Annotated in this window: 19 protein-coding genes and 1 pseudogene; 10 read left to right on the top strand and 10 right to left on the bottom strand. The window is 62.0% G+C overall.

All coding sequences use genetic code 11. The annotated features are described in order from the left end of the window. Nucleotides 1-4: 4 nt before the first annotated feature. The 4 genes from QN222_RS06155 to QN222_RS06140 are packed head-to-tail and all read right to left on the bottom strand — an operon-like array spanning nucleotide 5 to nucleotide 5,045. The gene (locus QN222_RS06155; RefSeq protein ID WP_283963731.1) at nucleotides 5-538 is read right to left on the bottom strand and encodes a sarcosine oxidase subunit gamma; all 534 of its coding nucleotides are present in this window, start codon (nucleotides 536-538) and stop codon (nucleotides 5-7) included. Next, nucleotides 531-3,494 carry a sarcosine oxidase subunit alpha gene (locus QN222_RS06150; protein WP_283963730.1) on the bottom strand — a complete coding sequence of 988 codons (2,964 nt, stop codon included), beginning with the start codon at nucleotides 3,492-3,494 and terminating at the stop codon, nucleotides 531-533. The genes QN222_RS06155 and QN222_RS06150 overlap by 8 nt, the downstream gene beginning before the upstream one ends. Continuing rightward, a complete protein-coding gene (locus QN222_RS06145; RefSeq protein ID WP_283963729.1) occupies nucleotides 3,491-3,769 on the bottom strand; it encodes a sarcosine oxidase subunit delta in 279 nt (92 codons plus the stop codon). Before QN222_RS06145 ends, QN222_RS06150 begins: the two co-directional genes overlap by 4 nt. Nucleotides 3,770-3,794: 25 nt before the next feature. Continuing rightward, entirely contained in the window at nucleotides 3,795-5,045 is a 1,251-nt protein-coding gene (locus tag QN222_RS06140; RefSeq protein WP_284005306.1) for a sarcosine oxidase subunit beta, read from the bottom strand. Nucleotides 5,046-5,139: 94 nt separating this feature from the next. Here QN222_RS06140 and QN222_RS06135 point away from each other — a divergent pair, with 94 nt between their 5' ends. The 6 genes from QN222_RS06135 to purU all read left to right on the top strand — a co-directional run bounded on the left by QN222_RS06135 (nucleotide 5,140) and on the right by purU (nucleotide 11,798). After that, the gene (locus QN222_RS06135) at nucleotides 5,140-6,114 is read left to right on the top strand and encodes a GlxA family transcriptional regulator (protein WP_283963758.1); all 975 of its coding nucleotides are present in this window, start codon (nucleotides 5,140-5,142) and stop codon (nucleotides 6,112-6,114) included. A 357-nt stretch (nucleotides 6,115-6,471) separates the two neighbouring features. Next, entirely contained in the window at nucleotides 6,472-7,377 is a 906-nt protein-coding gene (locus tag QN222_RS06130) for a glutamine amidotransferase family protein (RefSeq protein ID WP_283963759.1), read from the top strand. A gap of 2 nt (nucleotides 7,378-7,379) precedes the next feature. Then, the gene (locus QN222_RS06125; RefSeq protein WP_283963760.1) at nucleotides 7,380-8,102 is read left to right on the top strand and encodes a GXGXG domain-containing protein; all 723 of its coding nucleotides are present in this window, start codon (nucleotides 7,380-7,382) and stop codon (nucleotides 8,100-8,102) included. Between the two features lie 15 nt (nucleotides 8,103-8,117). Next, a complete protein-coding gene (locus tag QN222_RS06120; protein WP_283963761.1) occupies nucleotides 8,118-9,446 on the top strand; it encodes an FMN-binding glutamate synthase family protein in 1,329 nt (442 codons plus the stop codon). A gap of 80 nt (nucleotides 9,447-9,526) precedes the next feature. Continuing rightward, nucleotides 9,527-10,834: a type III glutamate--ammonia ligase gene (glnT, locus tag QN222_RS06115; protein WP_283963762.1), complete on the top strand. Its 1,308-nt coding sequence runs from the start codon at nucleotides 9,527-9,529 to the stop codon at nucleotides 10,832-10,834. 79 nt (nucleotides 10,835-10,913) lie between these two features. Beyond that, nucleotides 10,914-11,798 carry a formyltetrahydrofolate deformylase gene (gene purU, locus QN222_RS06110; RefSeq protein WP_283963763.1) on the top strand — a complete coding sequence of 295 codons (885 nt, stop codon included), beginning with the start codon at nucleotides 10,914-10,916 and terminating at the stop codon, nucleotides 11,796-11,798. A gap of 329 nt (nucleotides 11,799-12,127) precedes the next feature. On the opposite strand, the gene QN222_RS06105 is transcribed toward purU, so the two are convergent. The 6 genes from QN222_RS06105 to QN222_RS06080 form a co-directional block, all read right to left on the bottom strand. Beyond that, nucleotides 12,128-12,397, bottom strand: a complete 270-nt coding sequence (locus QN222_RS06105; RefSeq protein ID WP_283963764.1) for a hypothetical protein — start codon at nucleotides 12,395-12,397, stop codon at nucleotides 12,128-12,130. 10 nt (nucleotides 12,398-12,407) lie between these two features. Continuing rightward, nucleotides 12,408-13,106, bottom strand: coding sequence for a hypothetical protein (locus QN222_RS06100; protein WP_283963765.1), 699 nt, complete (start codon nucleotides 13,104-13,106; stop codon nucleotides 12,408-12,410). A gap of 135 nt (nucleotides 13,107-13,241) precedes the next feature. Then, nucleotides 13,242-14,639, bottom strand: coding sequence for an amino acid permease (locus tag QN222_RS06095; protein WP_283963766.1), 1,398 nt, complete (start codon nucleotides 14,637-14,639; stop codon nucleotides 13,242-13,244). A gap of 12 nt (nucleotides 14,640-14,651) precedes the next feature. After that, nucleotides 14,652-14,813 carry a hypothetical protein gene (locus tag QN222_RS06090; RefSeq protein WP_283963767.1) on the bottom strand — a complete coding sequence of 54 codons (162 nt, stop codon included), beginning with the start codon at nucleotides 14,811-14,813 and terminating at the stop codon, nucleotides 14,652-14,654. Nucleotides 14,814-14,829: 16 nt separating this feature from the next. Further along, nucleotides 14,830-15,213 carry a hypothetical protein gene (locus QN222_RS06085; RefSeq protein WP_283963768.1) on the bottom strand — a complete coding sequence of 128 codons (384 nt, stop codon included), beginning with the start codon at nucleotides 15,211-15,213 and terminating at the stop codon, nucleotides 14,830-14,832. 10 nt (nucleotides 15,214-15,223) lie between these two features. Next, nucleotides 15,224-15,541: a hypothetical protein gene (locus tag QN222_RS06080; protein ID WP_283963769.1), complete on the bottom strand. Its 318-nt coding sequence runs from the start codon at nucleotides 15,539-15,541 to the stop codon at nucleotides 15,224-15,226. 651 nt (nucleotides 15,542-16,192) lie between these two features. Here QN222_RS06080 and QN222_RS06075 point away from each other — a divergent pair. The 4 genes and pseudogenes from QN222_RS06075 to QN222_RS06060 all read left to right on the top strand — a co-directional run. Further along, a pseudogene (locus tag QN222_RS06075) lies at nucleotides 16,193-17,605 on the top strand (phosphoenolpyruvate carboxylase); the annotation flags it as partial. A gap of 53 nt (nucleotides 17,606-17,658) precedes the next feature. Next, complete coding sequence (locus QN222_RS06070; protein WP_283963770.1) at nucleotides 17,659-18,885, top strand: phosphoenolpyruvate carboxylase; 1,227 nt, start codon at nucleotides 17,659-17,661, stop codon at nucleotides 18,883-18,885. Nucleotides 18,886-18,928: 43 nt separating this feature from the next. Beyond that, nucleotides 18,929-20,233, top strand: coding sequence for a serine hydroxymethyltransferase (gene glyA, locus QN222_RS06065; protein WP_283963771.1), 1,305 nt, complete (start codon nucleotides 18,929-18,931; stop codon nucleotides 20,231-20,233). Nucleotides 20,234-20,469: 236 nt separating this feature from the next. Continuing rightward, nucleotides 20,470-20,844, top strand: a complete 375-nt coding sequence (locus QN222_RS06060) for a hypothetical protein (RefSeq protein ID WP_283963772.1) — start codon at nucleotides 20,470-20,472, stop codon at nucleotides 20,842-20,844. The last annotated feature ends 277 nt before the right edge of the window (nucleotides 20,845-21,121 follow it).

Below are 21,121 nucleotides of genomic sequence, written 5' to 3'. Positions count from 1 at the left end.
GGGTTCAACTGAATTCCAGGCTCATGCGGGCGAGATCGTCCCAGAGGCTTTCGGCAAAGCCGCGCAGCACGATGATTTCGAAGGCTTCGGAGCCGACGCGGGTGATGTGGGCTGCGATATGGCCGATCAGCGTCACCGCGGATTGCCCGATCGGGAATACGGATGGGTCAAGGTCGATTGCGGTGCCTTTTGAAAGCGCACGGGAGGCCATCTTTCCCTCGATCCGGATGCGTACGCGGCCGTGGCTCTGATCGACGCCGGTGGCGCGCGGTTCGAGAGTGGCAAAGAGGCTCTTCATCTCCTGGTGGGGCATTGGCTCATCATGAACGATGAACCACTGCCCGGGCGAAACCGGGCGCACGGCATGCGCAGGCGATTTGGTAAATCTGCCGAGGAAGGACACGACATCCTGTTCTCCCGGCTGGGCGAGCACATGGATGATTGTGCCTTCCGGCAGTGGCGAGAGCCTGAGAGCGGCAGAAGAAACCGTCTGCTTGGTGCCAAGCGCCGGGCGATGGGTCGGGCGGAATTCAGACATGGAGCCTCTCGTTCTGAGGGTCGAAGAAAACCGGGTTGCACAGACGCGCGGGGGTGGACTCGCCATAAAGGCCGTTCCACACGACCACCTCCTCGCCGTGCCGGTCGGGACCGTTCTTGACCAACGCCAAAGCGATGGTCGATCCGATATGCGGCGAATAGGCACTCGAGGTCACATAGCCCTGGTCGTTTTCGAGCGTGGCCGCAGCTCCCTTGGCGAGGATGTGCGAGCCGGTGCGGAACGACTGTTCCGGGTTGAACGGCACGACGCCGACCAGTTGGGGCCGATCGGGCGCGGCCAGCCCCTCGCGCTGAAGCATCGCCTTGCCGATGAAATCGGGCTTGGTCGCGGAGACCATTTTTCCGAAGCCGAGATCGGCCGGCACGACAGTACCGTTGATCTCGTTGTGCGTCACATGGCCTTTCTCGATCCGCAGCACGCTGAGCGTCTCGACGCCGTAGGGCATGATGCCGTGGTCCTTTCCCGCTTCCATCAACGCATCGGCGACGCTTTCGCCGTAGCCGGCCGGAACCGCAAGCTCGTAGGCGAGCTCGCCCGAGAAGGAAATCCGGAAGAGGCAACCGTGAAGCGCGCCGCCGAACAGCGAAACCTCTTTCGCCGCGAGAAACGGGAAGGCCGCGTCGGAGATATCCTCATCGACGACCTTCTGCAGGATCGTGCGTGCTTTCGGACCGGCAATCGCCATCTGCGCCCACTGGTCGGTGATGGACGCGAGACGCACCTCCAGATCCGGCCAGAGTGCCTGCGCGCAGAATTCGAGGTGGTTCATTACGCCGGCCGCATAGGCGGTCGTCGTCGTCATGAAAAAGCGGTTCTCCTCGAGACGGCTCGTCGTGCCATCGTCGTAGATCATCCCGTCTTCGCGCAGCATCAGGCCGTAACGCGCCCTGCCGACGGGCAGTTTGAGGAAGGCGTTGCAATAAACCCGGTTCAGGAATTCAGCGGCGTCGCGCCCTGAGATCTCGATTTTGCCGAGCATCGATACGTCGCAGAGGCCGGCATTCTTTCGAACGTTCAGCACTTCCCGCTCGACGCTTTCCCGCCAGGTCCTTTCACCGGTCCGCGGGAACCAGGAAGAACGATACCAGAGACCAGTTTCCACGAAGACGGCGCCGTGCTTCTTCGCCCAGTCGTGGAGTGGCGACTTGCGAACCGGCTGGAAATGATGACCGGTATGGGCGCCGGTCAGCGCACCGAAGGATACCGGCGTATAGAAGGGGCGGAAGGTTGTTGTCCCGACCTCGGCCGGCGAGACGCCGCGTGCCTTGGCGATCAGCCCGATCGCGTTGACGTTCGAAAGCTTGCCCTGGTCGGTGGCCATGCCGCTGGTGGTGTAGCGCTTGGCAAGTTCGACATGACTGTAGCCTTCGCGCACGGCGAGCCCGATATCCTTGAGATTCACGTCGTTCTGGAAGTCGACGAAGGCCTTGCCCTTGACGCCCGGGATCGACCAAAGCGGCCTTCCGGGATCTGCGCCCTCGTCTCCATCGACATTCGGAATGGCAACCGGCGGGCAGGACAAACCGAGATCTTTGACAATTGCCTGAGCCTTGGCGGCCCCTTCTCCGAGGCAGGCAGCAAGGCCTGTCGTCGCCGCAACAGCGCCGGCAACGGCGAGGTCTTTCAACCCCTCGGGCGCAAGAAACGCCGCCTTTTCCGGCGACCAGACGGGCTTGCCGCCGCGATGACAGGCAAGATGGATGATCGGGCTACCGCCGCCCGCCATGGCGAGCGCGTCGATCGCAATCGTTTCCTTTCGACCGTCGCGGTAGACTTCGATCGCCGAAATCGTCTTGCGGCCCTTCGTGCCGCAAACAACCGCCTCTCGGACCAGGCGCGCCTTGCCGTGGTATTCCACGCCGGCCGACGGCCGGCTGTCGACGATGGCAACGACGTCGACGCCCGCGGCCTCGAGATCGCGCGCGAGGGCATAGCCGCTGTCGTTCATGGTGAAGATGGCAGTCGCCTTGCCGGGCGCGACGCCGTAGCGGTTGAGATATGCGCGCATGGCGCTCGCCATCATCACGCCGGGCCGGTCGTTGCCGCCGAAAACGAGCGGTCGCTCTTCCGCGCCGGTCGCAAGCAACGCCTGCCTGGCGACGATGCGCCACAGCCGCTCGACCGGCACATGGTTCACAGGGTCGCGCACGTGCTTCTGCACGCGCTCGACTGCGCCGAAGACATTGCCGTCGTACCAGCCGAAGGCGGTCGTCCGCATCATCACCCGAAGGTTGGGCATCGACTGCAGCTCGCCGCTCGCATCGCGGGCGAAATCGGCTGCCGCCTTGCCGTCTATCGTCGCCGTATCGAACAAGAGCGAGCCGCCAGGCAGCGAGCCCTCGTCGACGAGAATGACCCGTGCACCAGCACGTCCCGCGGTGAGCGCCGCGGCAAGCCCCGTCGGACCAGCGCCAATGACGAGCAGGTCGCAATGCGCCCAGCTCTTCTCGTAAGCGTCGGGATCGGCTTCGTAGCTTGCCTTGCCGAGGCCGGCGGCCCTGCGGATGAAAGGCTCGTAGAGTTTCTCCCAGAGTGGCGCCGGCCACATGAAGGTCTTGTAGTAGAAGCCCGCGCCGAGGAAGGGCGACAGGAGGCCGTTCAGCGCACCGACGTCGAAATTCAGAGATGGCCAGCGGTTCTGGCTCTGCGCCTCCAGGCCCTCGTAGAGCTCCTGCATGGTGGCGCGTGTGTTCGGCTCGGTGCGACCGCCGCGTCCGATGGTGACCAGCGCGTTCGGTTCGGCCGCGCCTGCCGTCAGGATGCCGCGCGGCCGGTGATATTTGAAGCTGCGGCCGACGAGCAGCTGGCCATTGGCAAGCAGGGCCGAGGCAAGGCTGTCGCCCGCAAGACCCTGTAGCGGCGTGCCGTCGAAGGTGAAGGAAAGTGGCGCCTGGCGATCGATGAGGCCGCCTTTCGGCAAGCGATAGGAAGTCATGCACGCTCCTCCAAGCGAGAGCCGTCCGCCGCATCGCGGCAGGCTGCAACCTCATGCGTCTGGGTGTCCCGGCTCACAACGAGCCAGCGGCGACAACCGGAAGTGTGGTGCCAGTATTCCTCATAGGCGCCGCGCGGGTTATCGCGCAGGTAGACGTAGTCGAACCAGTCGGCGGCATCCGCGCCAGCCGCAGGACGCGACAGGGCTGCGCCCTTGATTGTGAATTCTTCCTTGGGTCTTCGCCCGCAATTCGGGCAGGGCACGAGACTTGCCATTTCGGATGTTCCTTGGTCCGCGAAATCAGTGAAGGTTGGGCTGGGCGCCTTGCCCCTTTTCGTCGACGAGATAGCCGCGCGCGAAACGATCGAGCCGGAAGGCGGCGGCAGTCTTTTGCGGCGTGCCGCGGGCGACGAGATGCGCGAAGCAGAACCCGGAGGCAGGGGTCGCCTTGAAACCGCCATAGCACCAGCCGGCATTCAGATAGAGATTGTCGATCGGCGTCCGATCGATGATCGGCGAGCCGTCCATCGACATATCCATGATTCCGCCCCAGGAGCGCAGGACGCGCACGCGCGAGAGCGCCGGGATCATCGCCTTGCCGGCTTCGGCCACATGTTCGACCGTCGCGAGATTGCCGCGCTGGGCGTAGGAATTGTAGCCATCGAGATCGCCACCGAAAACGAGGCCACCCTTGTCCGATTGCGAAACGTAGAAATGCCCGGCTCCGAAGGTGACGACCCCGTCGATGAAAGGCTTCAGGCCTTCCGACACGAAGGCCTGGAGCACGTGGCTTTCGATCGGCAACTTGAGTCCTGCCATTTCCGCTACCCGCGATGAATTGCCGGCCGCCGCGAGTGCGAGCTTTCCACAGCCGATGATGCCGCGGCTCGTCTCGACGCCGATGACGCGCCCGTTTTCTCGTCGTATGCCGGTCACTTCGCAATTCTGAATGATATCGACGCCACGGTTGTCGGCGCCGCGGGCGTAGCCCCAGGCGACGGCATCGTGCCGCACCGTGCCGCCGCGCCGCTGCAGAAGCCCGCCCTGGATCGGGAAGCGGGCATTGTCGAAATCGAGAAAGGGCAGCATCTTGCGCACGGCCGCGCGGTCGAGGAGTTCAGCGTCCACCCCGTGCAGCCGCATGGCGTTGCCGCGCCGCGTGTAGGCGTCGCGCTGGGCGTCGGAATGGTAGAGGTTGAGCACGCCCCGCTGCGAGACCATGGCGTTGAAGTTGAAATCCTGCTCGAGCCCCTCCCAGAGCTTCATGGAAAGCTCGTAGAACGGATTGTTGCCTGGAAGGAGGTAGTTGGAGCGGATGATGGTCGTGTTGCGGCCGACATTGCCCGAGCCGATGTAATTCTTTTCCAGTACGGCGACATTGGTGATGCCGAATTCCTTGGCGAGATAGTAGGCCGTCGCAAGGCCATGACCGCCGCCGCCGACGATGATCACGTCGTAATGTGGCTTCGGGTCGGGCTGGCGCCATGCCGGCGTCCAGTTCCGGTTGCCGCGCAGGCCATTGAGAAGGATGGAAAGTGCAGAGTAGCGCATGGATGCCGCCCCATAAGAAGTCAATGAAGGCAGGTTAGCACCTGAATAACCCAATGCGTTGCAAGAGTGGGACCATTTGATGTAAGAATCGGCCATGGCGGCATCTTCCGACAGCAGGAATACTCAGAGAATCGGCTTTCTGCTGGTTCGGAACTTTGCGCTGATGAGCTACGCAGCGGCGACGGAGCCGCTGCGTGCGGCCAATCTTCTCGCCGGTCGCGCGCTCTACCAGATCGTGCCACTCGCGCAGGGGGGAGGGACCGTCACTTCATCCTCCGGCGTGGCGATCGGCTGTGGGGATATGGAGAGCGAGGGCGAGACTTGTCATACCGTCTTCGTATGCGCAGGCGGCGAGCCTTCCGACTGGGCGAACACTTCTGCGTCGCACACGACACTAAGGCGGCTATCGCGTCTCGGTGTTCGGATCGGCGGTATATCCAGCGGGGCCTTCGTGCTCGCGGCTGCAGGGTTACTCGACAATCGCGACTTCACAATTCATTGGGAACACGCGCCTGCGCTGAAAGAAGCCTTTCCGCATCTCAACCCGCGACACGCGCGCTTCGTGCTGGATGGCGCAATTGCCACCTGTGGCGGCGGGGTGGCGCCGCTCGATATGATGCATGCGATGATCACCGAACGGCTCGGCGCCGATTTTGCCCGCCGGGTCAGCGACTGGTATCTGCACGCGGCCGTCGCCGAGCCAGCAGCCCCGCAGCGGGGTTCGGTCGCAGAGCGCTTCGGGACCAATCATCCTGCCCTGCTTGCAGTACTCGAGAAGATGGAAACGGCAATCGAACGGCCACTCGACCGGACCAACATGGCTCGGCTGGCCGGTGTCAGCCCTCGGCATCTCGATCGGCTTTTCAAGGAACATCGCGGGATCGGCTTTCTTGAGACCTACCGCGAGGTCCGGCTGCGCCACGCCCGCCGGCTGTTGCAGCAGAGTCCGCTCTCCATTCCGGAGATCGCCTACGCCACCGGTTTTTCCAGCCCCGCACATTTTTCGAACGCGTTCAGGCGCTTGTTTGCGGAGACGCCGGGAAGCCTGCGCCGCCGGAGTCGCGCGTAACGTTATTCATGCGGGCAACGATCCGCGCGCGATGTCTGAATCGCGTGTATCTGGACTGTCATCGGACGCCGTCGCTTGGCGTGCTGGAGGCTAGGCATCAGCCCCTCGCTCCAGTGAAGGCGTGCCATTGCCAGACGAAAACGTGAACTGCGGGCGCTGCGCACGAGTGCGTGCCATTAGCCCTACCTAGCTGAGCATTGGCGAAATCACGCATCTTTGCCAGAGGAAAAACCTGTTACCCAGACGGCCCTGCGTAATCAGCGATATTGCCTCATAAGAAAAAAATATTCTTCACAGTTGATCGTGGTCAGGCAACGTGGTACCAATTTTTCATGGACAAAACGGAGGGACTGCGCGATGTGCGGCATTGTTGGTTTGTTTCTGAAAGACAGCAGGCTTGAGCCACAGCTTGGCCAGCTGCTTTCGGACATGCTGATTACCATGACTGACCGGGGTCCCGACTCCGCCGGGATAGCCATCTATGGACCCGCGACAGAGGGCCGGGCGAAGGTAACGATCCAGTCGGCGAAACCCGCTGTCGATTTCGCAGACCTTGAACGGGACCTCGCAGACGCGGGTCTGCCGGCGCGCGTGACTGTGAAGAGCACCCACGCTGTCATTGCGGTTGCAGCGGCAAGGCTCGCCGATGTTCGCTCCGTTCTTGCCTCCATTCGCCCGCATGTGCGCATCATGGGCGCTGGCGACAGTGTCGAGATCTACAAGGAGGTCGGCCTGCCAAAGGACGTCGTTGCCCGCTTCGACCTGCGCTCCATGAGCGGTACGCATGGCATCGGCCATACCCGCATGGCGACGGAATCTGCGGTCACGACGCTCGGTGCGCACCCGTTCTCGACGGGGTCGGACCAGTGCCTCGTGCACAATGGCTCACTGTCGAACCACAACAATCTGCGCCGCGAGCTGATCCGCGAGGGCATGGCCTTCGAGACGCAGAACGACACGGAAGTCGCTGCCGCCTACCTGACGGCGGAAATGGCCAAGGGCAAGGACCTGGGCGAGGCCTTGACGACCGCGCTGGACGATCTCGACGGCTTTTTCACCTTCGTGGTCGGCACCAAGTCCGGCTTCGGCGTCGTGCGCGACCCGATTGCCTGCAAGCCGGCGGTCATGGCCGAAACGGACCAGTATGTCGCTTTCGGTTCCGAATACCGGGCACTCGTCAACCTGCCGGGCATCGAAGACGCGCGCGTCTGGGAGCCCGAGCCCGCCACCGTCTATTTCTGGGATCATGAGAAGGCTGCATAACCATGGACGCCAGTGTAAAACGAGAAAGTCTGGAAGCGACGCGCGTTTTCGATCTTGCCAGCACACCATTGCGCGAGCTGAACAGCGCGCTGCACGCGATTGGCCCAGGCGCGAATGACACGAACTTCGAAGTCGTCAATCCGCGCGGCAGCCATGCCGTTGCCGTCGGGATCGACCAACCGGTCAGCGTCGATGTGCGCGGCAGCGTCGGCTATTATTGCGCCGGCATGAACGACGGCGGAACCGTAACCGTCCATGGCTCGGCAGGTCCGGGTGTCGCCGAAAACATGATGTCCGGCACGGTCGTCATCGAAGGCGATGCCTCGCAGTACGCTGGCGCCACGGGACGCGGTGGCTTGCTCGTCATCAAGGGCAATGCCGCCTCGCGTTGCGGTATCTCGATGAAGGGCATCGATATCGTCGTGCAGGGCAATATCGGCCACATGTCGGCCTTCATGGGCCAGTCCGGCCACCTCGTTGTGCTCGGCGATGCGGGCGATGCACTGGGCGACAGTCTGTATGAGGCCAAGCTTTTCGTGCGCGGCAAGGTCAAGAGCCTCGGCGCAGATTGCATCGAGAAGGAGATGCGTCCGGAGCACCTGCAGAAGCTCGGCGAGCTTTTGGACAGGGCCGGCGTCAAGAATGTCCGGCCGGAAGAGTTCAAGCGTTACGGCTCGGCTCGCAAGCTTTACAACTTCAACATCGACAACGCCGACGCGTACTAAAGGCAAGGGACCATTATGAGCTATCACAACCCCTATACCCCGCCGCGCAAGTCCGCGACTTTCGACGACTATACGCTTGCGGAAATCCGCCGGGCGGCCGCGACCGGTATCTACGACATTCGCGGTGCCGGTACCAAGCGCAAGGTTCCGCACTTCGACGATCTCCTCTTTCTCGGGGCGTCGATCTCCCGCTATCCGCTCGAAGGCTACCGCGAGAAATGCGATACCTCGGTCGTTCTCGGCACACGCTTCGCCAAGAAGCCAATCCATTTGAAGATTCCGATCACCATCGCCGGCATGAGCTTCGGTGCGCTCTCCGGCCCGGCCAAGGAATCGCTCGGCCGCGGCGCGACGATTTCCGGGACCTCGACCACCACCGGTGACGGCGGTATGACCGACGAGGAGCGCGGCCATTCCGAGACCCTCGTCTATCAATACCTGCCGTCCCGCTACGGCATGAACCCGAAGGATTTGCGCCGCGCCGACGCGATCGAGGTGGTCGTGGGGCAGGGGGCCAAGCCCGGCGGCGGCGGCATGCTGCTTGGCCAGAAGATTTCCGACCGCGTCGCCAACATGCGCAATCTGCCGAAGGGCATAGACCAGCGCTCGGCCTGCCGCCATCCGGACTGGACCGGCCCTGACGATCTCGAGATCAAGATCATGGAACTGCGCGAGATCACCGACTGGGAGAAGCCGATCTATGTGAAGGTCGGCGGCGCGCGACCCTATTATGACACGGCCCTCGCGGTGAAAGCCGGAGCCGATGTCGTCGTGCTCGACGGCATGCAGGGCGGTACGGCCGCCACCCAGGATGTGTTCATCGAGAATGTCGGCATGCCGACGCTCGCATGCATCCGCCCTGCTGTCCAGGCGCTCCAGGATCTCGGCATGCACCGCAAGGTCCAGCTCATCGTATCCGGGGGCATCCGCTCGGGCGCGGACGTCGCGAAGGCACTCGCGCTGGGAGCGGACGCCGTTGCGATCGGGACAGCGGCGCTTGTTGCCATCGGCGATAATGATCCGAAATGGGAGGACGAATACCGGAAGCTCGGCACGACGGCCGGCTCCTATGATGACTGGCACGAAGGCAAGGACCCGGCGGGCATCACGACGCAGGATCCCGAGCTGATGCAGCGCCTTGATCCGGTCGCGGCCGGCCGTCGTCTCGCCAACTATCTGAAGGTGATGACCCTGGAGGCCCAGACCATCGCGCGCGCCTGCGGCAAGAACCACCTCCACAACCTCGAACCGGAGGACCTTTGTGCGCTTACGATGGAGGCCGCCGCCATGGCGCAGGTGCCGCTCGCGGGAACGAGCTGGTACCCCGGCAAGGGCAGCTTTTGAATGAAAGAATGACAGGCCGCACTTGAGAGGGTGCGGCCTGTTTTGAAATTGAGTGTCTGAATCCAAAAAAGGGGAACGACGTGACACTGGATCTCTCCACATTTGCTCGCGACAAGGGCATCAAGTACTTCATGATCAGCTACACCGACCTCTTCGGCGGCCAGCGCGCCAAGCTGGTTCCGGCGGAAGCGATCGCCGACATGCAGAAGGGCGGCGCGGGCTTTGCAGGCTTTGCTACCTGGTTCGATCTCACTCCTGCTCATCCGGATCTTTTCGCATTGCCGGATGCTTCCTCTGTCATCCAGCTTCCATGGAAGAAGGATGTTGCCTGGGTTGCCGCCGACTGCTTCATGGACGACATGCCGGTCGAGCAGGCGCCGCGCGTGGTGCTGAAGAAGCTGATCACCGAAGCCGCCAAGGAAGGCCTTCGCGTCAAGACCGGTGTCGAGCCCGAATTCTTCCTGATCTCGCCGGACGGCTCGCAGATTTCCGACAGTTTCGACACGGCAGAAAAGCCCTGCTACGACCAACAGGCGGTGATGCGTCGCTACGACGTGATTGCCGAGATCTGCGACTACATGCTCGAGTTGGGATGGAAGCCCTACCAGAACGACCACGAAGACGCGAACGGCCAGTTCGAGATGAACTGGGAATATGACGACGCACTGAAGACCGCCGACAAGCACTCGTTCTTCAAGTTCATGGTGAAATCCGTCGCCGAGAAGCACGGCCTCAGGGCGACCTTCATGCCGAAGCCGTTCAAAGGTCTGACCGGTAACGGCTGCCATTGCCATATCTCCGTCTGGGACCTCGAAGGCGAGGTGAATGCCTTTGCCGACAAGAGGGCAGAGTTCGGCCTCTCGGACGACGGACGCCACTTTCTCGGTGGCATCATGAAGCATGCAAGCGCCCTTGCCGCCATCACCAATCCGACGGTAAATTCCTACAAGCGCATCAACGCGCCGCGCACCATCTCCGGCGCGACCTGGGCGCCGAACTCCGTCACCTGGACCGGCAACAACCGCACCCACATGGTGCGTGTACCGGGCCCCGGACGGTTCGAACTCCGCCTGCCCGACGGTGCGGTCAATCCTTATCTCTTGCAGGCGATCATTATCGCCGCTGGCCTTTCCGGCATGCGTTCAAGGGCCGATCCCGGCCGCCACTACGACATCGACATGTACAAGGACGGCCACAAGGTGACCGATGCGCCGAAACTTCCGCTCAACCTGCTCGATGCACTGCGAGAGTACAGTCGAGACGAGGAACTGCAGGAGGCACTCGGAAGAGAGTTCTCGGACGCCTATCTGAAACTCAAGCAAGGCGAGTGGAACACCTATTGCTCGCAGTTCACCGAGTGGGAGCGTCAGACGACACTCGACGTCTAAGATTTTCCCCAGCCGCTTTGCGGCCCTTCCCCGTGCTTCGGCACGGGGAATTTTACCGTCTTTACGAAGAGAGCGCCCCATGACGAACTGTGTCTTGACCGTAACCTGCAAGTCCACCCGGGGCATCGTTGCTGCCATATCGGGATATCTGGCGGAAATGGGCTGTAACATCACCGACAGCTCGCAGTTCGACGACCTTGGCACCGGCAGGTTCTTCATGCGTGTCGGATTCGTCTCGGAAAAGGGAGCGACGCGTGGGGATCTGGCTGCGGGGCTGAAGCCGATCGCCGAGAAGTTCGAGATGGAGACCACCCTCCACGACCAGTCGGAGCGCATGAAGGTGCTGCTGATGGTCTCTCGTTTCGGTCATTGCCTCAACGACCTGCTCTACCGCTGGCGGATCGGCGCTCTGCCCATCGATATCGTCGGGGTCGTCTCGAACCACTTCGATTATCAGAAGGTGGTCGTCAACCATGACATCCCGTTTCACCACATTCCGGTGACGAAGGAGAACAAGCCCCAGGCGGAAGGGAGAATCATGGAACTGGTGGAAAGCACCGGGACGGAACTGATCGTCCTTGCGCGCTACATGCAGGTTCTGTCGGACCGGATGTGTGAGACTATGTCCGGCAAGATCATCAATATTCACCATTCCTTCCTGCCGAGCTTCAAGGGTGCCAACCCGTACAAGCAGGCCTATCAGCGTGGTGTGAAGCTGATAGGTGCCACGGCGCATTACGTGACGGCCGACCTCGATGAAGGACCTATCATCGAGCAGGATACCGTCCGGATCACCCATGCCCAGAGCGCGGAGGACTATGTATCGCTCGGCCGGGACGTCGAAGCACAGGTGCTTGCCCGCGCCATCCATGCTCATATTCACCGTCGCGTGTTTCTGAATGGTGCCCGTACCGTGGTGTTTCCCCCAAGCCCCGGTTCTTATGCGTCGGAACGGATGGGGTGACGCAAGAGAGCTGCAGCCCTGCCCGTTTGACGGCCGTTTCGGACTCAGCAGGGGAGTTTGCGCGGTGACGATATCGCGCAGGCCGGGACGTTCACGCCACGGAAGATCGTTTTGAGCCGTCTGTCACACGGCGATCCGCGGCTGCTTCCGACAAGCCCGGACGCCGTGCATCGAGCAGCCGCCCACTCCGCGCAGGATCAACTCAACCACCGGGACCAACTCAATAGAGCACCCCGCTTTCAATGGCATCGTTGAAGGCGGATAAGATGCTCTAGAATCAAAGTACTGGAGCGTCCCTTGTCCGTTCATTTGAACGCACGGGCTCTAGATCAAAGCCCGGTATTCCGGGCCATGGTTGTGCGGATGCGGGCCCGGCGATAAGCGTCGGGGATCGAAAGCGCCCAGACGAACAAGCCGCCCGCATGCCGCCCGAGAAAGGAACGATCAGGGGGCGTCGTCTTGTAGGTGATGACCGAGAAGAATACCGCGAAGAAGGCGAAGACGAGGCCGCGCGCGGCATTACGCGCCGCCACATGGCCGGCACCGGGAAGCGTCGCGGCCAGCGCGAGCACCAGATAGGGATTGATCGGTCTGGTCACAGCGACCTCCTCAGACAGCGGCGGGAGCAGGAGAGATGGGGGTGTCGTCGGCCAGGCAACCGCTCAAGGCCTCTGCCTCGACGATCGTCCGCCGTATGAGGTCAGGCGCAATCGCGGTGACTGCAAAGCGCGCCTGCCGTAAGAGCAGATGTGCGCCGCGCTCGCCCTGCGCAAACTGCCGGACGAGCCGCACGCCGCGCGGCGTAATCGCGGCCTCCTTGAGCGTCGGATCCGAAAACAGGCTGCCGAACATCGCTCTAGCGCGCTCGACGTGCTCGGGCGAGGCGCTGTCGTCGCCGCGCATCAAGAGGGCGGCCTCGGTGGGCGGAGGCGTGAACCAGTGCGGCATCTCATGGACGAGCGAATAGAATTCGGCGCCGGTCGGCCGGGCCAGCGCACCGAGCTTGGGCCGGTGGCATGCGGCGGCTTCGAGTAGAGTGACCTTCAGCCAAAGTTGCGGTAGCCGCCGGCAGACCATTGTGTCGGCGACGAGTTCGATCCTTATCTTTCTGCCATCGCCGAGGATGCCGGAGAGAATTGGGAACTGATCTGCCCCGTGGGTGATGCGTGCGAGCGGAAGCAGCAGCGCCGCGCCGTCCAGGAGACTGCGGCGCTCCGCCATGGCCGCCCTGTGGTCACGGATCGCGCGCGCGCCCATCCATGATCCGGAAGCCACGACGAAGAGCGAAAATACAAAAGTGGTGATCACCGCGAGCACCTTGGCTTTGCCGTCACTTTGCCGCGTCAAGCGCGATGGACGGAATAAAAGGATAGAGCGCGGGATCCGAGACCGGCAACGCGCCCGTAAGCGTCGGCGACGCGAAGGCGCCGCCGACTTTGTCGCTCAATAGCCCTGTGGCTTCGGCCACGGCATGGTGAACTGGTCGCCACGGCGCACGAACTTGTAGCGTCGGAAGTGAAACCAGAGGGAAGCCACGATGTAGAAGCACATCATCGCGCTCAGCTGCGTACCGTAGCCGAGGAACACGGCGAAGTAGGCGGTGGAGCACAGAATGAGCAGCACGATCGTCGGCAAGGGATGGAACGGATGCACGTAGCCGCGCTTGATCCTGTCGAGCGGCCATTTGTTTCGGAACATCACCATGTTGAAGGTCATGAAGGTGTAGCCGAGCAGGCCCGACAGGATCGAGAAGGTCACAACCTGGTCAAGCGGTGCACCGAGCGCGAAGATGAGCGCGATGGGAACCAGGAACACGATCGCGCGATAGGGCGTGCGATAGACCGGATGGACCGCGCCGAACCAGCTTGGCAGATAACGGTCGCGGCTCATCGAGAACCAGGCGCGGGAAGCGTCGTTGATGCAGCCGTTCGCCGAGGCAAGCGTGGCGAACGCCGTGCCGACGAAGAGCAGGACCATCAACGAGGTGTTGCCGGTGACGCGCGCGGCGTCAAACAATGGTGTGCCGGCCTGGCCGAGATATTCCCACGGCATCAGCCCAGAACAGATGTACCAGGTCATGGTGGCTGCGATCAGCAGCGTCATGATGCCGGCCATTGTGCCATAGGGCAGCGAGCGGGCAGGTGAGCGCACTTCCTCAGCCGCCTGACAGGTGCCCTCAATCCCCAGATAGTACCAGAGGCCGAAATGCAGCGATGCGACGATGCCGACCCAGCCATAGGGCAGGGGATCCGATGTGATCGCCGAGAAGTCGAGCGGTACTGCCGAGGCACCGAATTGCACCGACACGAACAAGGCTACGATCGCAATGAAGGCGATGGCGGTGATGACCAGGTTGAAGGTCAGGGTCGCAAGCACGCCGCGATAGTTGAGCCACGCCAGGAACATGATGGCGAGGACGATGAAGGGTTGCTGGTGGAGCCCCGCCTGGCCCTGCATACCCGCCACCGTATCGAGAAGAAAGCCGACGGTGATGGCGTTGGCGGCCTCAAGCATGGTGTAGGCCATCACCAGGAAGAGGCCGACGTTGAAGGCCATCAGGGGCCCGACGATGTGCTTGGCTTGGGCGTATTGGCCACCGGCTGCGGCAACCGTCGACGTCACCTCCGAGTCGATCATGGCGACGCAGGTGTAGAGCAGGCCGGCCACCCAACAGGCCATCAGGCCGGCGATCATGCCGCCTTTGCCGACGGAAAAGTTCCAGCCCATATATTCGCCGACGAGAACGATACCGACGCCGAGTGCCCAGACGTGCGAGGGCCCGAGCACTCGCAGCAGGCGAATCCTGTCGGTCCCGGCTGCGGTTGATGCGAGATCTTGCATTGCTGTTCCCCCCTAGATCTCGTGGCGTTCTGCAGTCGCCTCGATCTCGCCTTCGCGAGAAGAGATCAGCAGTTCGTTGTCATAGGTGATGTCGATGCGGATGAGATCGGCGACCATCAGCACGCCGAACAGCGCCGACAGTGCCCAGGCCGCGTATTCGAGTAGGTTCCACATTGGTAAGCTAGCCTCCCTAGCGCCGCTTCGTGCCGAAGCGTTCTTCGATGACCTCGCGGTATTCCCTGTCGGAAAGCCGAACCACCATCACGAAATAGCCGATGACGAGCACGGCCATGACGATGAGCGCAGTCCAGCTGAAGCTGTAGTCGAAGCGGGCGGTGATGATTTCGTTTGCGGCGGCCGGATCGGTGATGCCCAGTGCCGCCCACTGCTGCTGTTCCGTGGCGTTCTGGCCGAGCGATTCCCAGGTCGGATTGGTGATCGGGTTCGGCACCTTGGCTGCTCCGGCAAGGCCCAGATAGAGCGGTATGTAGAGCGCGCCGATAGTGAGCACGAGCAAAGTGATCACGTCGAAGATCTGGCCCGCCATGCTTTGTTTGGGGGGTTCATATGCCATGGTGCCACTCCTAGAACTTGTGGCGGCGCATCTCGTCGAGATGCTTGAGATCGAGGCCGTAGATAAAGTGCTTGTCTTCCTCGTAGTGGCGCAGCATGGCCACGATCGCGGCTGTGTTGAAGACCAGGACCAACACGCACGCCACGGTCAGGATGATGCCGATTGGGGGCAGCGATATGTAGGGCCAGACGGTGAACAGTGCGAACAGTAGCGTGGCCCACAGCACCACGACGAACGTCGTTAGACAGGCACGGTCGCGTCTATGCATGGCATGGATGCGCTGACTGAGAGTCGCGTCTTCAAGAGGCTTGCTGAGCGTTGCTTCCATTGAGTTTCCTCCTCCAATGGGGTTCCTCCTCCGGCCCGTTTTGGGTCCATTCTTGTTTTTGGATAGGCAAAATTTTCTGCACGGCGAAAATATTTGCCTCTCAGGAATGTTAGGCAAAGTGAAATCACTGTCAAGTGAAGCTGTCCCGCTTGCCGCCGCTGCGTTTCGAGATCCGGACACAATGACCTTGAATAGATTGATCTTTATCAATCCGAGCCGCGTTCAAAATTCTTACCAGTCTGGCAAGAATTGAAGCGCAGCGACGCGGGTGGTGCATATCCGGCAGGTCGAAATACGCCGATGCCACAGAGAGCCATGAGCAAAGATGCGCTCATGCATTGCGCCCGCCTGGCGCGTGAGGTCTCGAAGAAATGATTGAGTGCCGGTCCCCCTCTCAGGCAAAGCCGGCACGGCAAGGGACGCGGAATTGGTTCGAAAGGGTAGCTGCCACACTACACAAGTCGACTATCCTTCGATCAGTCCGACACTACCCGAACGCACCCGATTTCTACCCGACCGGGCGTTTTCAACGGCGGCGAAAAGCACTCTGCTGCTGCTCAGATTTGTTTCCCACGAAAGGCGCTTGTGGGGCACGCGGGTGGCCTGCTTCGGCTGCTCCTGGGAACAACAGCTAGATAAACGGGTGTCGCTGTGGAGGAGTGCAGACCGCTCAACTTTCGTGAGGACGTGCGTAGCCTGCTGTTCAGGCTACTGCTGTCGGTCGTCAGTGAGCGCGAGCCCGCATTGGCGTCGGTCCTTACTGGCGCAGTGCCGTTGGACGCCCTGCCCAGCGAGCAGCGCATCTGCGCGCTGCAAGCGACCGGCATCTGGTTCCAGCTCGTCGCCATCGCCAACGAACTGCTGGCGATGCGTTCACGCCGCGAACTCGAGCAGATGGGCGGCGCGGACGAGATTGTCGGCTCCTTCTCCAACGTCATCGGTGAAATTGCGGCGGCCGGCTACCCGGCCGAGGATATTCAGGCCACACTTGGCAATCTCTGCGTCGGGCCTACGATGACCGCCCATCCGACCGAGGCCAAGCGTGTCACCGTCCTCGAAATCCACCGGCGTATCTACCGCAAGCTGACCGAACTCGAACAGCGGCGCTGGGCGCCGCGCGAGCGCGACCAGCACATCAACGAGCTTCAAAGCGAGATCGAGCTCCTGTGGATGTCCGGTGAACTGCGGCTTGAACGTCCGTCGGTTGAGCGCGAGATCGCCTGGGGCCTGCATTTCTTCCGCGAAGTCATCTTCGAAGCAACGCCGAAACTCTATGGTGCAGCTGAGGAGGCGCTGGCGCGTCACTATCCCGACTACGACTTCAAGGTGCCGTCATTCATGCGTTATGCGTCGTGGATCGGCGGCGATCGTGACGGCAACCCGAACGTCACTGCGAAAATAACTGCCTATGCGTTGAACGAATGCCGCCAGGCAATCATCGGCTGGTACATCCAGCAGGTTCGCCGACTGGTCACTGTACTCAGTGTCAGTGCCAACGTTGTCGATGTTCCGGACGACTTCAGCAAAGCGCTGGCCCGGGTGCTGCATCGTACCGGCTGTGCTTCCGAAATTGTCGCGCGCAATCCCGACGAGCCGCTGCGCCAGTTCGCGGCGGCAATGCTGGCACGTCTGCAGGCGATGCGCGGCGAAGCGCCGGCCAGGCCCTATACACGTGCGGCCGCCTTCAGGACCGACCTGAGCGATCTGGAAAACGTCCTCGTTGAACTCTGCGCCAATCTGGCAGCAGGGCGCTTTGTCCGTCCGCTGCGCCGGCAGGTCGAGAGCTTTGGCTTCCGCACCGTCTCGCTCGACATCAGGCAGAATTCTACCGTCGTCAATCGCGTCCTGGCAGAATTGTTCAGGGATGCGGATGGAGTCGATGCTCCAGCCCCAGACACGCCGCAATGGACCGCGCGCATCCGGACGGTGCTGCATTCCGGCGAACAACTGGCAGCCGACCGCAACACCCTGTCCGATGAAGCGCAGGAATTGCTCGATCTGTTCGATGTCATTCGCGCGGCTTCGTCGGATCCGAACGGCGGCGCGATCGGTGCCTTCATCCTGTCCATGACGCGGTCGAGCGACGACCTGCTCGCCGTTTATGTGCTCGCCCAGTATTGCGCCTCGCCACTGCGCTCGACGGCAGCGGTACCATCAATCTGCGTGTCGTGCCGCTGTTCGAGACGATCGCCGACCTGCGTGCCGCGCCCGAGATTCTCGACCAGTTGCTCGGCGTGTCGATCGTCCGCCGCTCGGTCCGCGAGTTCGGCAATCGCCAGGAGGTCATGCTCGGTTATTCCGACTCCAACAAGGACGGCGGCTTTCTCGCCTCCAATTGGGAGCTCAACAAGGCGCAGGGGCGCATCACCGCGCTTGGCCAAAAGCGCAAAGTCAAGATCAGCTTCTTCCATGGACGCGGCGGTTCGGTCAGCCGTGGCGGTGCGCCGACCGGCCGGGCGATCGCAGCCCAGCCCGCCGGCACAATCGGCGGGGTCATGCGTGTCACCGAACAGGGCGAGGTGGTATCGTCGAAGTTCGCCAACCGCGGCACGGGCCTTTACCAGCTCGAGATCCTCGCCGCCAGCGTCTTCGCCCACTCGGTCAAGTCGCGCAACGAGGTCGAGCTTAAGGATAATCCGGAATTCAGCGAAGCATTGGAAGCGCTGACCGGCATGTCGCAGGCTTCCTATTCGGGACTGATCCGCGAGCCTGGTTTCATCGCCTACTTCAACCAGGCGAGCCCGGTTGAAGAGCTGTCGCTGCTCAAGATTGGCTCCCGCCCGGCGCGCCGATTTGGCGCTCGCGATATCTCCGACCTGCGCGCTATTCCCTGGGTCTTCGCCTGGAGCCAGAACCGGCATCTGATCACCAATTGGTACGGCATCGGTAGCGCGCTGAATTCCTTCGTCAATATACGCGGAGAGGCGGGGCTAGACCTGCTTCGGCAAATGTTCGAGCGTTCGCGCTTCTTCCGGCTCGTCATCGACGAGGTCGACAAGGGCCTCTACCAGTCCGACATGGAGATTGGCCGCCTTTATGCCGGCCTCGTGCAAGACCGTGAGATCGGCGAGCGCATCTACTGCAAGATCGCTGCGGAATGCGCGCTGACACGCAAGATGATCTCGGAAGTCAATGGCCACCTGGACCTCTCTGAACGGTTCCCCGCCTTCAAGCGCCATTTCGACCGCATACGTCCGCAGATGGATTCGATCCATCGCCTGCAGGTGCAACTGCTGCGCGAAGTGCGCGCCCAGGACGGCGCTTCCGCTCGCCCGAAGCGGGTGGTCAATGCACTGCTGCTTTCGATCAATTGCATCTCGGCCGGCCTCGGGTGGACCGGCTGACGTGCATTCACGGCGCAGTGAAGCGCCGCAAGGGAGGAGCCAAATGAATATTCCCACCAGACCCGGCATCGGCAGTGCTAGCCATTTCTTCCGCAGCGGCCTAGCTCAGGCTGATCCAGCCGTGAGCGGCATGATTGACCGCGAACTCAACCGCCAGCGCGATGAAATCGAACTGATCGCCTCGGAAAACATCGTGTCCAGGGCAGTGCTCGAGGCACAGGGCTCGGTGCTGACCAACAAATATGCCGAGGGCTATCCCGGCCGTCGCTATTATGGCGGCTGCCAGTATGTCGACGAGGTCGAGGAACTCGCCCGCGAACGCGCCAGGACGATGTTCAACTGCACCTTCGCCAACGTGCAGCCTAATTCCGGAAGCCAAGCCAACCAAGCGGTGTTCATGGCGCTGATGCAGCCGCGAGACACCTTCCTTGGCCTAAACCTCGCCGCCGGCGGACACCTCACCCATGGCGCGCCGGTCAACCAGTCGGGCAAGTGGTTCAACGTCGTTTCGTACGGTGTTCGCCCCGACACCCACCGCATCGATATGGACGAAGTGCGCGATCTGGCCAGGAAACATCAGCCAAAGGTGATCCTCGCCGGTGGCTCGGCCTATCCGCGCGTCATAGACTTCAAGGCATTCCGCGAAATCGCCGACGAAGTGGGCGCAAAGCTCTTCGTCGACATGGCACATTTTGCGGGGCTGGTTGCGGGTGGCGTGCATCCGAATCCGCTTGAGCACGCCCATGTCGTAACCACCACCACGCACAAGACGCTGCGCGGCCCGCGCGGTGGCATGGTGCTGTCCAACGACGAGGAGATCGGCAAGAAGATCAACTCGGCCGTGTTCCCAGGGCTGCAGGGCGGTCCGCTGATGCATGTCATTGCCGCAAAGGCGGTCACATTCGGCGAGGCACTGACGCCTGAATTCAAGGTCTACGCCGCAAACGTCGTGGCCAACGCCAAGGCTCTTGCCGAAACCCTGTCCGAAGGTGGGGTGGATATCGTCTCGGGCGGCACCGATACGCATCTGATGCTGGTCGATCTGCGGCGCAAGAACCTCACCGGCAAGGCGGTGGAGGCGGCACTCGGCCGCGCCCACATCACCTGCAACAAGAACGGGATCCCGTTCGACCCGCAAGGCCCGATGGTCACATCGGGCGTCCGTCTTGGTACCCCGGCCTGCACGACCCGCGGGTTCCTCCCGGAAGAATTCCGCCAGGTTGGGCGCCTGACGATGAGTGTCATCGACGGCCTGGCGGCCTATGGCGAAGCCTGCAATACGGCGATCGAGACGGCCGTGCGCGAGGAGGTGCACGAACTGGTCGGTCGTTTCAGAATCTACGAGTGATTTTTCTGTCGCTAGGACTTGGCATCGACGTTGCGATCCGGAGCGAGCGAAGCGTCGATGGCAGGTCTGCGATCGGCATGGGCGCTGTCCGGGCGTTCATCCTTGCGCGATTTTAATTGCAGAAAAGTTCACCAATGTGCAAATATATTTCCTGACAGGGTGGCGGGATGCGAGATTCAACAGCGCAACGCGCATAGTCGCAGCGCAATCCAAACTGAGCCTGAAAGGACATGCACATGCAGAAAGTGCTTCCGGAGCTTTACGAGGGCCATGCGCCCATCACCCTCCAGAACGCCTTCCATGACGCGCTTGAAGCGCTGGAGGAGTGGGAAGAAGGAAACGAGGAACCTGTCGTGGCCGTGGAAGGGCGCGGCGTCCCAATCAGTCGGATCTTCGCCCACATGAGCGCCTGCGGCGACCTGCTGCCGCTCAGGACGCGGGACGTGCTCGAATCCTTCGTCGACAAGGGGTCATTTCGCGCTTCAGGCGGTTCGCTCTATGCCGACGGCGCCAAGCTCGTTATGCCACTTTGCGTCGAGCGACTGACGCTGTCACTGCTACGCCCGACATCGTCGGCGATCCCGCCACGCAAGGCCGGCGTCGAGGCATAGATCGTTTTCGACGTTGCACGACACGGATCGCCGCCGCTGCTTGCCATGCATTGCGGCACCGATCCTTAAGATCGTCGCAAGAGCGACAAAATGAAGAGCCCCGTCCTGCGACCAGGACGGGGCTTTTGTTTTTAAAGACTTGTTTTTCGACGCTACGATATCGCCCTTGCGCATGGAGTTTTCCTGAGCGCACAGCTGCCTGCCAAATCGCGACATCATTGCTAAATGTACTGCCGTCGACTTGCGCTCTGTTCTCCATCGCCACTGTCGGAGGGCA

Source organism: Sinorhizobium sp. 6-70, assembly GCF_030124375.1.
Classification (GTDB): Bacteria; Pseudomonadota; Alphaproteobacteria; order Rhizobiales; family Rhizobiaceae; genus Sinorhizobium.
The sequence above is the reverse complement of the archived record's forward strand: the minus strand, read 5'-3'. Positions and strand labels throughout refer to the sequence as shown.